The sequence below is a fragment of the Delftia sp. SD018 genome, from assembly GCF_017355445.1.
GTDB lineage: Bacteria > Pseudomonadota > Gammaproteobacteria > Burkholderiales > Burkholderiaceae_C > Comamonas > Comamonas acidovorans.
Genome location: NZ_JADDRN010000036.1, coordinates 33,841 through 48,764, shown reverse-complemented (window position 1 = coordinate 48,764; position 14,924 = coordinate 33,841). Strand labels below are relative to the sequence as shown.

The 14,924-nt window shown below is 66.8% G+C and carries 9 protein-coding genes and 1 tRNA gene; 6 read left to right on the top strand and 4 right to left on the bottom strand.

What is annotated here, in order from left to right:
- The 3 genes from INR38_RS25690 to INR38_RS25680 form a co-directional block, all read right to left on the bottom strand.
- The coding region (locus INR38_RS25690) for a TonB-dependent siderophore receptor (protein ID WP_207476006.1) at positions 1–2,176 on the bottom strand (2,176 nt) is incomplete at its 3' end.
- Positions 2,177–2,271: 95 nt separating this feature from the next.
- Complete coding sequence (locus INR38_RS25685) at positions 2,272–3,282, bottom strand: FecR domain-containing protein (protein ID WP_207444214.1); 1,011 nt, start codon at positions 3,280–3,282, stop codon at positions 2,272–2,274.
- The gene (locus INR38_RS25680; protein WP_207444213.1) at positions 3,279–3,809 is read right to left on the bottom strand and encodes a sigma-70 family RNA polymerase sigma factor; all 531 of its coding nucleotides are present in this window, start codon (positions 3,807–3,809) and stop codon (positions 3,279–3,281) included. Before INR38_RS25680 ends, INR38_RS25685 begins: the two co-directional genes overlap by 4 nt.
- Positions 3,810–4,037: 228 nt before the next feature.
- On the opposite strand from INR38_RS25680, the gene INR38_RS25675 reads away from it, so the two are divergent.
- The 6 genes from INR38_RS25675 (at position 4,038) to INR38_RS25650 (ending at position 14,135) form a co-directional block, all read left to right on the top strand.
- The gene (locus INR38_RS25675) at positions 4,038–6,626 is read left to right on the top strand and encodes an EAL domain-containing protein (protein ID WP_207444212.1); all 2,589 of its coding nucleotides are present in this window, start codon (positions 4,038–4,040) and stop codon (positions 6,624–6,626) included.
- Between the two features lie 256 nt (positions 6,627–6,882).
- Positions 6,883–8,751, top strand: a complete 1,869-nt coding sequence (locus INR38_RS25670; RefSeq protein ID WP_207444211.1) for a methyl-accepting chemotaxis protein — start codon at positions 6,883–6,885, stop codon at positions 8,749–8,751.
- A gap of 315 nt (positions 8,752–9,066) precedes the next feature.
- A protein-coding gene (prfB, locus tag INR38_RS25665; RefSeq protein WP_013802816.1) for a peptide chain release factor 2 occupies positions 9,067–10,171 on the top strand; the annotation gives its coding sequence in 2 pieces (ribosomal slippage) (positions 9,067–9,147 and positions 9,149–10,171; 1,104 coding nt in all).
- A gap of 77 nt (positions 10,172–10,248) precedes the next feature.
- Positions 10,249–12,975, top strand: coding sequence for an aminopeptidase N (gene pepN / locus INR38_RS25660; RefSeq protein ID WP_207444210.1), 2,727 nt, complete (start codon positions 10,249–10,251; stop codon positions 12,973–12,975).
- A gap of 50 nt (positions 12,976–13,025) precedes the next feature.
- Positions 13,026–14,033, top strand: coding sequence for a class 1 fructose-bisphosphatase (locus INR38_RS25655; RefSeq protein ID WP_183019219.1), 1,008 nt, complete (start codon positions 13,026–13,028; stop codon positions 14,031–14,033).
- A 26-nt stretch (positions 14,034–14,059) separates the two neighbouring features.
- A tRNA-Thr gene (locus tag INR38_RS25650) sits at positions 14,060–14,135 on the top strand.
- Between the two features lie 261 nt (positions 14,136–14,396).
- Here the strand turns inward: INR38_RS25650 and INR38_RS25645 are convergent.
- Entirely contained in the window at positions 14,397–14,669 is a 273-nt protein-coding gene (locus INR38_RS25645; protein WP_099733936.1) for a hypothetical protein, read from the bottom strand.
- Positions 14,670–14,924 lie beyond the last annotated feature (255 nt).

Sequence of the window (14,924 nt, the reverse complement as noted above, 5' to 3'; positions counted from 1 at the left end):
GCACTTCGTAAGGCGACTTGCCCTGCACGTTGCCGCCCCACTGGTCTGGCTGGGCCCGGGTCACCTTGACGGGGTTGTAGGTCAGCGCTGCCAGGAGCTTGAGCCCGCGCGTTGGCTGGACTGCCGCCTCGAACTCGATGCCGCGAGAACGCACTTCGCCCTGCTGTATGGAATAGCGGACGTTCTCGGGGTCGGTGGTGAGCACGTTCTGCCGGCGCAGCTCGAAGGCGGCCAGCGTGAAGCTGCTGCGCTCGTCGGGCGAGTACTTGACGCCGACCTCGACCTGTTTGCCGGTTTCCGGATCAAAGGGCCGGTCGTTGCGGTCAGCGCCCATCAAAGGGACAAACGACTCGCTGTAGCTGACATAGGGCGCCACGCCATTGTCTGCAAGATAGGTCAGGCCGACACGGCCGGTGAAGGATTTGGGCTTGCGCACGCTGGTGGACACGGGGTCGGCCAGGCGGCTGGTCTGCTCCAGGCGGCTCCAGTCGTGGCGTCCGCCCAGGGCCAGCACCCAGCGGTCCTTGCGGATGCGGTCCTGCACGTAGAGGCCTACCTGCTGGGCGCGCTCATCGCGCAGCGCATCGGGCTGCAGCAGCGAGGTGTCGATGAAGCTGCCATAGACGGGCCGGTAGATGTCCAGCTGCGGACCGTCGGCAATATAGGAGTCGAAACTGGAGCGGCTGCGGTTGTAGTCCAGCCCCACGATGAGTTCATGCTGCAGGCCGGCCGCCGCGAATTGGCCCGACAGGCTGGTGTCCACGGTATAGACGCCGCCCTTGCCATCGCGCGAATCGATCTCCCGGTTGGTGATGGAGCCGTCGATCAGCGGCCCGTAGCGGAACATGTACTGCTCGTGGTTGCGTGCGTGCAGGTAGCGGAAGTTCTGCCGCAGCGTCCAGCCGCTGTCGAATTGATGGCGTGCGTCGTAGCCCAGCGATGCGACCTCGGTCTCTTCACGGTCGAAGCCCGGCTCCCCCAGGAAGCGGTTCAGGGGCAGCCGGCCATTGGGGTTGCGCCCGTTGAGCGCATCCCACTGCACGTTGGTGGACATCATGGCGTGGTTCTTCTGGTAGAAGCCGCGCAGCGTGACGCTGGTGCGCGCGTCCGGCGCCCAGGTCAGGCTGGGCGCCAGGTAGACGCGGTCATCACGCATGAAGTCAATCTGCTGGTCGGCCGCCCTGGCCAGCCCCACCAGGCGGTAGCTCACCGTGCCATCGTCACCCACCGGCCCTCCGAGGTCGAAGGCCGCCTGCCGGCGAGCATGGCTGCCCACGGACAACTCCATGCCGCGCACCGCATCGGCCGAAGGCCGCTTGGACACGAAGTTCACGATGCCGCCCGGCGAGTTCTGCCCATACAGCACCGAGGCCGGCCCCTTGAGGACCTCCATGCGCTCGGCCCCGTAAGGCTCCATGCCGAAAAAGCCCAGCGTGCCCAGCGGCATGAGGCGCAGCCCGTCCAGGTAGAAATTGCCCGAGAACTGGCTGAAGCCGCGCACCGACAGGCTGTCGTCCGCAGGATTTGCCCCGCCCGTGTTGGTGCGCACGCCGGCCGTGTACTGCACGGCGTCGTTGAGCGTGCGCACGCCCTGGTCGTCCATGCGGTCACGCGTGATGACGGACACCGATTGCGCCACCTCCAGAATCGAGGCATCGGTCTTTGTGGCCGTGCTGGCCCGGCGCGCCACATACCCGCTGGTGCTGCCCCAGGGGCTTTCTGCCGGGGCCGCGGCGGTCACCCTGACCTCACCCAGCACGGTCGATGCCTGGGTGGCCTCGGGCACCGCACGCAGCACAAAACCGCCCTCCCCCGCCGCCTGCGCCTGCAGGTCGGTGCCGGCCAGCAGCCGGTCCAGCGCCTCGCGCACCGTGAGGCGGCCCTGCACGCCCTGGGTGCGCCGGCCCTGCACCAGGGCGGGCGGCGCACTGATGCTCACGCCTGCGTCAGCGGCAAACGCCGTGAGCGCGGCGGCCAGCGGGCCTGCCGGCACCTGGAACGGACGCTGCACCGCGCTGGCGGCCGCCGCACCGGCCTGGGCCAGCGCGGCGCGCGGCAAGGCGGCGCCTGCCGCCAGGCCCGCGGCCATGAGCACGGCGAGGCCTGTCCGGGACAGCGGAAAGAGCAAGGGGGAGGGAGTGCGCGCCACGCTGCGCATGCCGGGCCGGAGAGCCATGGTCTGTTTTTCCTTCGGAAGTCGTTCGATGAAATCGGTTGCCATCGAACAGGACACGGCCTGCCGCAGAAAGGGGCCAGATTCCGAAAGAAATTTCAAGCCGGTGGTGTACCGCGCGCCGCCACCGTCACCCAGTAGCGCGTGCGGTAGTGGACCTGCACGGGCAGCAGGTGCACGAGGTTGGCGAGCACGGCGTCCGTGCCGGTATCGGCATCGCCCAGTTGAAAGGCGCCGGTGACGCGCAAATCCGCCACAGACGGATCGCAGTGCAGCCAGCCGGAGCGGTAGCGCGACAGCTCGGCCACAAAGTCGGCCAACCGCATGTTGTCTGCGGCCAGCAGGCCGCGCGCCCATTGGGCGGCGCTGGCGTCCGCAGGCTCGGCACGGCCTATGCCCATGGCGTCAAACCACAGTTGCTGGCCTGCCTGCAGCTGCTGCGCGGCGCCGCCACGGGTGGTGATCTGCACGGCACCCTGCAGCACGGCCACCTCGCTGCGCTCCCGGACACTGCGCACGACAAAGCGCGTGCCTAGGGCGCGCACCCTGCCCTGCCGTGTGGTGACAACGAAGGGCCGATGCCGGGACTGCGGGTCGGGCGCGGTCTCTATGAAGACGGCGCCCTCACTCAGGTGGACACGGCGCAGCGCCTCGTCAAACAACACATCGACGGCACTGCCCGTATCGAGCACGATTCGGCTGCCATCGGCCAGCGTCCATTCGCGGCGCTCGCCCGTGGCCGTGGCATGGGTGAAGGTCCACTGCATCCAGGGCGTGGCGCGCCAGGCCAGCCAGCCTGCGGGGACGGCCGTGATCAGCAGGGCCAGCGCGCGCACGGTGTCGCGGCGGCCCATGGCGCCCAGGCGGCGCTGCTTGCGGCCCAGGGCCGGTGCACCCAGTGCGGGCGGCAGGCTGCCCGCGCGCTGGCTCACGGCCAGGGCGCGCAGCCAGGCCTGCGCATGGACATCGGCACGGGTACGCCAGGCCTCGAAGGCGCGGTGGTCGGCCTCGCTGGCCTCGCCCGAGTGCAGCAGCACAAACCATTCGGCGGCCTGCAAGGCGATTTCGCGCGACAGCGGCGCTGCGGCCTGGGAGTCCACGGCGTTCATGCCGACAGCAGGATGCACTCGGCCATGCCCTGGGCCATGTAGCGCTTGACCGAACGCAGGCCCATGCCCAGTTGCTCGGCAATGGCCGCATAGGTCAGCCCCTCGACCTGGGACAGGATGAAGACCGCGCGCACCTTGGGCGGCAGGCCGTCGAGCATGGCATCGACCTCCTGCAGCGCCTGCAGGATGAGCAATTGCTGCTCGGGCGACGGCGCCTGCGGCGCTGGCAGCGCGGCCAGGGCCTGCAGCCAGGCCTGCTCCAGCGACTGGCGGCGCAGGTGGTTGATCAGCAGGCGCCGCGCCACCGTGGCCAGGTAGGCGCGTGGCTCGCGCAGGGCGGGCAAGTCGCCCGCAGGCGCGGTGAGCAGGCGGATGAAGGTGTCCTGCGCCAGGTCGGCCGCGTCGCAGGCATTGCCAAGTCGGCGGCGCAGCCAGCCCTGCAGCCAGCCATGGTGGCCGGCATAGAGGGTGGAGATTTCGCGGTGCAAGGGGCTGGAGGCGGCGCTGGAGGCTGGGGCGGATGGCATGGTGGGACCCGATGGCTTGAAGGCGGGATGCACCATCAAACAAGAATCATTCTCAAATCATTGTAACCAGCGGCAGCACTTGCCTAAGAGTGTCATCAGGCGGACCATCCATGGGCGAACAGAGGGAGCACGTGCGATCAGGTGTGGCTGGACATCCAGCTGCTGCGCCGGATCGGTATCATTTGGAAACAATCATCATCAGCTCAGCATCCATCAGGAGAGCGAACCATGTTCGAAACGCGGGTAGCAGGCACGGCAGGGCAGCAGGCGCTGTGGAGCACGCTGGACAAGGCCATGGCGCTGGCGGAGTTCACGCCCGAAGGCCGGCTGATGCGCGCCAACGCCAATTACGAAGCCATTCTTGGCTACTCCACCTCGGGCGCCGAGGGCCTGCTGCACAGTGACCTGTGCACCCAGGCACATGCCGATCCCGACGCCTACGGCCGGTGGCGCCAGCGCTGGGGCGGGGGCGAGACGATTTCGCGCGTGGGCGAACACCGGCGCCGCGACGGCAGCACCTGCTGGCTGGAGGCCACCTATGCCCCCGTGCTGGATACCCAGGGCGCGCTCAGCCATGTGCTGTGCATTGCCACCGACATCACGGCCCGGGTGCAGGCCGACCGCAGACGGCAGGAGCATTTGCGGCGCCTGTCCCTGGTGGCCGATGCCACCGATGCGGCCGTGGTGATCGCCGACGGCAACTGGACCATCTCCTATGTCAACGCAGGCTTCACCCGCATGTTCGGCTGGAGCAGCGAAGAGGTCGTGGGCCGTGCGCCCATCGCCCTGCTGGTGCCCCATGCCTCGCCCGAATTCACGGCCGCCTACCGCGCCGAACTGGACGCAGGCAAGCCGGTGTACCGCGAGGAAATCCTCGTCGGCAAGGACGGCGAGCGGTATTGGGTCAGCGCCCAGGCCAATCCCGTCATGGGCCCCGATGGCCGCCTCCACACCACGGTGACCGTGATCACCGACATCACCGAGGCCAAGATGCACGAGGTGCTGCAGCGGCGCGCCCTGGAGGCCATGGCCCGCGACCAGCCGCTGACCGAGGTGCTGGACCTGGTGTGCCGCGAGGTCGAGCGCATTGCGCCCGACATTGCGGTCTCGGTGCTGGAAGTCGATGACCAGAACCGCCTGCGCCCGCTGGCCGCGCCCAGCCTGCCGGCCTCCTATTCGGCGGCGCTGGACGGCGTGCCCATCGGCCCCAATATCGGCTCCTGCGGCACGGCCGCCTTCCACAACCGGCCCGTGCTGGTGCGTGACATCGCCACCGACCCGCTGTGGGCCGAATTCAAGCAGCTCATCCTGCCGCTGGGGTATACGGCCTGCTGGTCCACGCCCATCTGCGGGCTGCAGGGCGGCGTGGCCGGCACCTTTGCCTTCTACTACCGCCATTTCGACCGGCCCGGCCCCGATCCCTTCCACCAGCGGCTGGTGGAGGCCTGCACCGACCTGTGCGCGCTGGCGCTGGAGCGCGAGCAGGCACGCCGCCGCATCCGGCAGCTGGCCTTCTACGACGGGCTGACCACCCTGCCCAACCGCAGTCTGCTGCTGGCCCAGGCCGAGCAGGCGCTGTCCGTGGCTTCGCATGAGGGCCACGAGCTGGCCGTGGTCTTCATCGACCTGGACCGTTTCAAGCAGGTCAACGACTCGCTGGGCCACCCGGCCGGCGACCGGCTGCTGTGCAGCGTGGCCCAGCGCATCCAGGCGGAGCTGCGCACGGGCGACATTGCCGGGCGCCTGTCGGGCGATGAATTCGTCATCGTGCTGCCACACTGCGGCGGTGCGCAGGCGGCCGAGGTGATCGAGCGGCTGCAGTCGGCACTTGGCGAGCCCTGCATGATCGACGACGTGTCCCTGGCCAGCACGGCCAGTTGCGGCATTGCCGTGTTTCCCGCCGACGGGCGCGACATGGAGACCCTGCTGCACCGCGCCGACATGGCCATGTACCAGGCCAAATCGGGCGGGCGCGGGCTCTACAGCTTCTTCAGCCCCGAGATGAACCGCCTGGCCCAGGAGCGGCTGGTGCTGGAGACGGCGCTGCGCGACGCCCTGCGCAGCGGCGGCCTGCGACTGCACTACCAGCCCCAGCTCGACCTGAAGGACGGGCGCCTCTACGGCGTGGAGGCCCTGGCGCGCTGGAGCCACGCGGAATTCGGCGAGATCTCGCCCGCACGCTTCATTCCGCTGGCCGAGGAATGCGGCCTGATCGGCGAGCTGGGCACCTGGGCACTGCGCGAGGCCTGCCGCCAACTGGGCGAGTGGCGCAGCCGGGGCATTGACGTGCCGGCCATGTCGGTCAACCTCTCGCCCACGAGCTTTCACAACCTGGACCTGCCGCGCATGATTGCCGACACGCTGGAGCACAACGCGCTCAAGCCGCAGGACCTCACGCTGGAGATCACCGAAAGCCTGCTGCTGGACACCAACCCGGGCACCATGCGTACGCTGCAGGCCGTGCATTCCCAGGGCGTGCGCGTGTCCATGGACGACTTCGGCACGGGCTACTCCAGCCTCAGCTATCTGCGCCGCCTGCCCGTCAGCGAGCTCAAGCTGGACCGCAGCTTCGTGGCCGACCTGGAAAACGACGAAGCCGCCCAGGCCCTGAGCAACGCCATCCTGGGCATAGGCCGCAGCCTGCACCTGACCGTGGTGGCCGAGGGAGTGGAGACGGCGGCGCAGAACACCATCCTGCGCGAACAGGGCTATCCGGTCGCGCAGGGCTATCTGTTCTCGCGCCCGCTGCCGGCAGCGGATCTGGAGCGGTGGCTGCAGGCATCGAGCCTGCAAGCCGGCCTGGCGACGGACGTGTGAGCGGACGTCTGAGCGGGCATGTGAGCGGACCAGGCCATGCGCGCGGAGACCTTGGCCGGAAAAAGTAACAATCCGCAATAAATATTCGGACTGGACCTATTTTTCCCTAAGCCTCGCCGGCAAGTGACCGATAACTGCGGCATGGCGGGGCCGAGTGTCGGTCCCGCTGATCGCCACCGATCGCCACCGCATCCCCTCGATTCGCAGCCACCGCCGCTCACCCGCTTTCGCTTCTCGCCGTACGGCACTCCCCACCATGATGTTTTTCCGCAATCTGAAGCTGGCCCACAAGCTGCTGGCCTCTTTCATCGCCCTGCTGCTGCTGACCGCCGGCCTGGGCCTGTTCTCCGTGGTCCAGCTGGACCGTGTCAACCGCACGGCCACCGATCTGGCGCACCACTGGATGCCCGCCGAGCGCGTGATCATGGAGATGCGCTACCAGCTGCAGCGCTACCGCTCGCAGACCATGCAGCATGTGCTGGCCACCTCGATGGATGAAATGGCCATCTACGACAAGAGCATGCCGGCGCTGTGGTCCGAGCTGCTCAAGAACCAGCAGGCCTTCGAGCGCTATGCCAACACCGCGCGTGAGCGCGAGCTGATGGCCGGCATCAAGGACGACCTGGGCCAGTACGCGCAGCACACGGCAAAGATCGTGGACCTGTCCCACGCCCTGCGCACCGACGAGGCGTCCGAGGTGCTGCGCGGCGATTCGGTCAAGACCAGCCGTGCCATCAACGCCAAGCTGGACGAACTGCTCAAGATCAACGCCCAGGGCATCGAGGATGCCAACCAGGCAGGCGACGACATCTTCACCGCCGCGCGCTGGTGGGTGATCGCCCTGCTGGCGGGGGCCGTCCTCTTCGGCCTGGGCATGGCGCTGCTGATCGCTCGCAGCGTGGCACGCCCCCTGCAGCAGGCCGTGAGCCTGGCACAGGCCGTGGCTGCCGGCGACCTGGGCAGCCGCATCGAGGTGCATGGCAAGGACGAGACCGGCCAGCTGCTGCAGGCCCTGCAGCACATGAACGAGAGCCTGCAGCGCATCGTCGGCCAGGTGCGCCAGGGCACGGACTCCATCGCCACGGCCAGCGGCCAGATCGCCTCGGGCAACCAGGACCTGTCGGCCCGCACCGAGGAACAGGCCAGCTCGCTGGAGCAGACCGCCGCCTCCATGGAGGAGCTGACCTCCACCGTCAAGCAAAACGGTGCCAACGCCCAGCAGGCCAACCAGCTGGCCGCCGCCGCCTCCCAGGTCGCCGTGCGCGGCGGCTCGGCCGTGGCCCAGGTGGTGCAGACCATGTCTGCCATCAACGATGCCTCGCGCAAGATCGTGGACATCATCGGCGTCATCGACTCCATCGCCTTCCAGACCAACATCCTCGCGCTGAATGCCGCCGTGGAAGCGGCCCGCGCCGGTGACCAGGGACGCGGCTTTGCCGTCGTCGCCTCGGAAGTGCGCACCCTGGCCCAGCGCTCGGCCGCCGCCGCCAAGGAGATCAAGCAGCTCATCGACGACTCGGTGGGCAAGGTCGAGGAAGGCAGCGCCCAGGTCGACTCGGCCGGCAAGACCATGGAGGAGATCGTGGCCAGCGTGCGCCGCGTGACCGACATCATGGGCGAGATCTCGGCCGCCAGCCATGAGCAGACGGCCGGTATCGAGCAGGTCAACCAGGCCGTCACGCAGATGGACCAGATGACCCAGCAGAACGCCGCACTGGTGGAGGAATCGGCGGCGGCCACCGGCGCACTGCAGGCCCAGGCCAAGGCGCTGGCCGAAGTGGTCAGCGTGTTCAAGCTCTCGCCGTCCACCGGCATGCTGGGCAACAGCCGTGGCGTCAACCAGGCCGCCGCCGTGGCAGCGCCCCGCCACGCGCCGACGGCGCCCCGTCCGCATCTGGCGCCTTCCGCTCCCAAACGCGCGGTGCCCGCACGTGCTTCGGCCGCCCTGCCTTCTGCGACCCGTGCAACCGGTGCGACCGGTGCGGCCGGTGCACCCCCTGCTCCGGCAGGCGCCGCGCGCCCGGCCCAGCCAGCACAGCCGGCCCGGCCTGCCGTGACGGCATCGGCCAAAGCCAAGGCCAAGGCGGCCAGCACGGCTTCCGACGACGATTGGGAAACCTTCTGAACCAGGTTTTCGCCCGCCCCGCCGGGGGCGGACATGCCTGCCAAGGCCCGACCAGCTCCAGCTGGCCGGGCCTTTTTTCCGGGAGGTCTGCAGCCAGAACAAGCCAGGGTCCACGCTGCAACCTGCGCATTGCCATGGCCAAGCCCTTCAAATCTGCCATGATCGGCCGCTGCAAGCCCTTGTTTTGAAAGCCATCGTCACACGGCAGCGCGCCTCCAGGCCGGCGCGGCGGGCGCTTGCCCCGGCACGATGCCCCAGCATGAGAAAATCGGCGATTCGGCCAAGAACACATTCATCAGAAGAACGGAACACATCATGGAAGCAGAACGCATCAACCTCATCGGCAACACCCTCGAAGATCTGTCGCAGCGTGCGGCAGATCTACGGAGGTATCTTTGACTACGATGCAAAGTACGAACGACTGCGCACGGTAAACGCCTCGCTGGAAGATCCCAGCGTCTGGAACGACCCCAAGAAGGCCCAGGAGCTGGGCAAGGAAAAGAAGCTGCTCGACGGCGTCGTGCTGACGCTGCAAAAGCTGACCACCGAGCTGGCCGACAACGCCGAGCTGTTCGAGATGAGCAAGGAAGAAGGCGATGAGACCGGCCTGCTCACCATCGAGGGCGAGACCGCCAAGCTGCAGCCGCTGATCGAGGAGCTGGAGTTCCGCCGCATGTTCGGCAAGGAAGCCGATCCGCTGAACTGCTTCGTGGACATCCAGGCCGGCGCCGGCGGCACCGAAGCCTGCGACTGGGCCGGCATGCTGCTGCGCCAGTACCTGAAGTACGCCGAGCGCAAGGGCTTCAAGGCCACGGTCGAGGAAGAAACGCCGGGCGACATCGCCGGCATCAAGAGCGCGACCATCCACATCGAGGGCGAGTACGCCTACGGCCTGCTGCGCACCGAAACCGGCGTGCACCGCCTGGTGCGCAAGTCGCCGTTCGACAGCTCGGGCGGCCGCCACACCAGCTTTGCCTCGCTGTTCGTCTATCCCGAGATCGACGACTCGATCCAGATCGAGATCAACCCCTCGGACGTGCGCACCGACACCTACCGCGCATCGGGCGCGGGCGGCCAGCACATCAACAAGACCGACTCGGCCGTGCGCCTGACGCACATGCCCACCGGCATCGTCGTGCAATGCCAGGACGGCCGCAGCCAGCACAGCAACCGCGACGTGGCATGGCAGCGCCTGCGCTCCAAGCTCTATGAGCACGAGATGCAAAAGCGCATGGTGGAGCAGCAAAAGCTGGAGGACACCAAGACCGATGTGGGCTGGGGCCACCAGATCCGCTCGTACGTGCTGGACAACAGCCGCATCAAGGATTTGCGCACCAACGTCGAAATCTCGGCCACCCAGAAGGTGCTGGACGGCGACCTCGACGCTTTCATCGAAGCCTCGCTCAAGCAAGGCCTCTGATTTCAAGCCCCTGGGCGGCACCGGCCGCACAGGGGCTTGGACTCTGTCCCCTGATATTGGCATAGGAAGGAATCTGTATGCTGCAACTGCGTGACGGGCAGGCCCCTGCCACCGCCATCCACCGCGCCGACTACCAGGCTCCTGCCTGGTGGATCGACACCGTGGACCTGACCTTCGATCTCGATCCGGCCAAGACCCGCGTGCTCAACAAGATGCGCGTGCGCCGCAACACCGAGGTGCCGGCGCAGCCGCTGCGCCTGGACGGCGATGAACTGAACCTTGCGCGCGTGCTGGTCAACGGCGGCGGCACCTCGTTCAAGATGGACGGCGACCAGCTCGTGCTGGAGAACCTGCCCGAGGGCGGCGACCCCGTCGATCTGGAAATCTTCACCACCTGCGCGCCCGCCAAGAACACCAAGCTCATGGGCCTGTATGTGAGCCAGGGCACGTTCTTCACCCAGTGCGAGGCCGAGGGTTTCCGCCGCATCACCTATTTCCTGGACCGTCCCGACGTGATGGCCATGTACACCGTGACGCTGCGCGCCGACAAGACCGCGTACCCGGTGCTGCTGTCCAACGGCAACCTGGTCGAGCAAGGCGCGCTGGAAGACGGCCGCCACTTCGCCAAGTGGGCCGACCCGCACAGAAAGCCCAGCTACCTGTTCGCCCTGGTGGCCGGCAATCTGGTTGCGCGCGAGCAAAAGATCAAGAGCCGCGCAGGCCGCGACCACCTGCTGCAGGTCTTCGTGCGCCCCGGCGACCTGGAGAAGACCGAGCACGCCATGAACTCCCTCATGGCCAGCGTGGCCTGGGACGAGGCCCGCTTCGGCCTGTCCCTGGACCTGGACCGCTTCATGATCGTCGCCACCAGCGACTTCAACATGGGCGCCATGGAGAACAAGGGCCTGAACGTCTTCAATACCAAGTACGTTCTGGCCAGCCAGTCCACGGCCACCGACACCGACTACGCCAACATCGAGTCCGTCGTCGGCCACGAGTACTTCCACAACTGGACCGGCAACCGCGTCACCTGCCGCGACTGGTTCCAGCTGTCGCTCAAGGAAGGCCTGACCGTCTTCCGCGACCAGGAATTCAGCATGGACATGGCGGGCAGCCCCTCGGCGCGCGCCGTCAAGCGCATCGAGGACGTGCGCGTGCTGCGCACCGCCCAGTTCCCCGAAGATGCGGGCCCCATGGCCCACCCGGTGCGGCCCGACAGCTACATCGAGATCAACAACTTCTACACCGTCACCATCTACGAAAAGGGTGCCGAGGTCGTGCGCATGCAGCACAACCTGGTGGGCCGCGAAGGCTTTGCCAAGGGCATGAAGCTGTACTTCGAGCGCCATGACGGCCACGCCGTCACCTGCGACGATTTCGCCCAGGCCATGGCCGATGCCAACCCCGGCAGCGAGCTGGCCCAGCGCCTGGACCAGTTCAAGCGCTGGTACAGCCAGGCCGGCACGCCCCAGCTGCACGCCGATGGCAGCTACGACGCCGCCGCACGCACCTACACGCTGACCCTGAGCCAAAGCTGCGCGCCCACGCCGGGCCAGGCAGAGAAGCTGCCCTTCGTCATCCCCGTGCAGATGGGCCTGCTGGGCCAGGACGGCCGCGCGCTGACCCTGCGCCTGCAGGGCGAGGACCAGGCGGCAGCGGGCGACAGCCGCCTGCTGGTGCTGTCCGAGCCCAGCCACAGCTTCGTCTTCACCGACGTGGACCAGGAGCCCGTGCCCTCGCTGCTGCGCGGCTTCAGCGCGCCCGTGGTGCTGCAGCACAGCGACAGCGATGCCGCCTTGCTGACCCTGCTGGCCCATGACAGCGACGCCTTCAACCGCTGGGAAGCCGGCCAGCGCCTGGGCCTGCGCATCGCGCTGCAGGCCATCGGCGACACCTCCATCACGGCAGACGCCAGCGGCCAGATCACGGCCGCCCTGCTGCCGGCCTCCTTCATCGAGGCCATGCGCGGCGTGCTGCGCCATCCCCAGCTGGATGCGGCCTTCAAGGAGCTGATGCTGGCCCTGCCCGGCGAAAGCTACATCGCCGAGCAACTGGCCGTGGTCGATCCGCAGCGCGTGCACGCCGTGCGTGAAGCCATGCGCCAGCAACTGGCGACCGAGCTGCAGGCCGACTGGCAGCAGGCCTGGCAAGAGCACAGCGACACCGGCGCCTACCGCCCCGACCCCGTCAGCTCCGGCCGCCGTGCGCTGGCAGGCCTGGCCCTGTCCATGCTGTGCCTGGCCGCACGCGCCTCGGGCGACAGCGTCTGGCCCGGCAAGGCGCTGCAGCGCTTCAAGGACGCCGGCAACATGACCGACCGCATGAGCGCCCTGACGGCACTGCTGCAAAGCGGCCACCCGCTGGCAGCCCAGGCCCTGGCGCGTTTCCACAAGCTGTTCCAGCACGACGCGCTGGTCCTGGACAAGTGGTTCGCGCTGCAAGGCGGCGCCTGCGACCGTGGCGGCAACGTGCTGCCGGCCGTCAAGCAGCTGATGAAGCACCCCGACTTCCAGATCAAGAACCCCAACCGCGCGCGCAGCCTGATCTTCAGCTACTGCAGCGCCAATCCCGGCGCCTTCCACCGCGCCGACGCGGCGGGCTATGTGTTCTGGAGCGAGCGCGTCATCGAGCTGGACGCCATCAACCCCCAGGTCGCCGCCCGCCTGGCGCGCGCCCTGGACCGCTGGAGCAAGCTGGCCGAGCCCTACCGCACGGCCGCACGCGAGGCCGTCGCCCGCGTGGCGGCCCGCGCTGAACTGAGCAACGACGTGCGTGAAGTCGTCACCCGCGCCCTCGCGGATTGACCCAAGGCGCGGCCCAGGCCGCGCCTCCCGGATTTTTAGGAGTTGAACCCATGAAGAAAAACGTCAGCCTGACCCGCTACCTGGTCGAGCAGCAACGCGTGGACGGCCTCATCCCCGGCCAGCTGCGCCTGCTGCTGGAAGTCGTGGCCCGTGCCTGCAAGCGCATCAGCCAATCCGTCAACAAGGGCGCCATCGGCGACGTGCTGGGCACGGCCGGCAGCGAGAACGTGCAGGGCGAAGTCCAGAAGAAGCTGGACATCATCGCCAACGAGGTGCTGATCGAGGCCAACGAATGGGGCGGCCACCTGGCAGCCATGGCCTCCGAGGAAATGGAAGGCATCTACCTGGTGCCCAACCGCTACCCGCACGGCGAATACCTGCTGATGTTCGACCCGCTGGACGGCTCGTCCAACATCGACGTCAATGTCTCCATCGGCACCATCTTCAGCGTGCTCAAGAAGCCCGAAGGCCACCCCGGCGTGACCGAGCAGGACTTCATGCAGCCCGGCACCCAGCAGGTCGCGGCCGGCTACTGCATCTACGGCCCCCAGACCACCCTGGTGCTGACCGTGGGCGACGGCGTGTCCATGTTCACGCTGGACCGCGAGCAAGGCTCCTTCGTGCTGGTGCAGGAAAACATCCGCATCCCCGAAGACACCAAGGAATTCGCCATCAACATGTCCAACATGCGCCACTGGGACACCCCCGTCAAGCGCTACGTGGACGAATGCCTGGCCGGCGTGGAAGGCCCGCGCGGCAAGGACTTCAACATGCGCTGGATCGCCTCCATGGTGGCCGACGTGCACCGCATCATGACCCGCGGCGGCATCTTCATGTACCCCTGGGACCGCCGCGAGCCCAACAAGCCCGGCAAGCTGCGCCTGATGTACGAAGCCAACCCCATGTCCTGGCTGGTCGAGCAGGCCGGCGGCGCCGCCACCAACGGCAAGCAGCGCATCCTCGACATCCAGCCCACGCAGTTGCACGAACGTGTGAGCGTCATCCTCGGCTCGAAGAACGAAGTCGAAAAAGTGACGCAGTACCATTCCGAGGCATGAATTTGCCGTTATAATTTTTGTCTGTCGCCGGTGTAGCTCAGTTGGTAGAGCAGCTCATTCGTAATGAGAAGGTCGAGGGTTCGATTCCTTTCTCCGGCACCAAAACATAGCATCCATGCGGGTTCCGCAAGGATTCTGGGGGGAAATTGGGGAAACTCAATTTCCCTTTTTGTTTTGCAGCGGCCAAAGCATGCCTGAGCCTCGGCAGCTCAAGCCACCTGTTCAGCCGATGGCGCTTGCAGCTGGCTCGCCCGCAGCGGCGCTTCTTCCTCAGGCCTCTCCGTACCCTCACCAGCACACCAAGTGCCTTCAACTTGCTCGGATTTCAGATCCGACCAAGACAGTTCGCGGGCTGCGCTCCCCCTACCCATAGAACTGCGAATGCAGGCTCACTAGCCGCTGCGCCAGCGTCTCGGCGTCGTGGCGCATGGCATAGAGCGACGTGGTGCCGATGGAGACATGGCCGTACCAGATGTGGAATCCCTCTAGTCGCAGCAAGTTGCCAACGGAGCAACCATCTCGGATTGCACCGGAGAGAGTTGCCGCCTGGAACTCGAAGAGCTCGACATTTCCATGCAAGATCCGGTCCGTATAGCAACCGGAAACCTGCATATCTATGTGCAGCGTGTAGATCATGGCTTGACGGCCTTGCATAAGCTCCTGATACCGGACGCGGAGTGATCTTTATCTTCCCACTCAGTCTTTTAACAAAAAATATGCGCAGCAAATCTTGACGATATGCGGTCCGGCAATTTCAATAGAAATCCGCTACGGTGTGATAATTTTTGCAGCAACGACAGACATCGCAAGTCCAAAGGAAAAAGCTAAGATATTAAAAGATTCTGTTATTTTTTTCTTCATAACAATACAGTATGTCCAGAATACAATCAT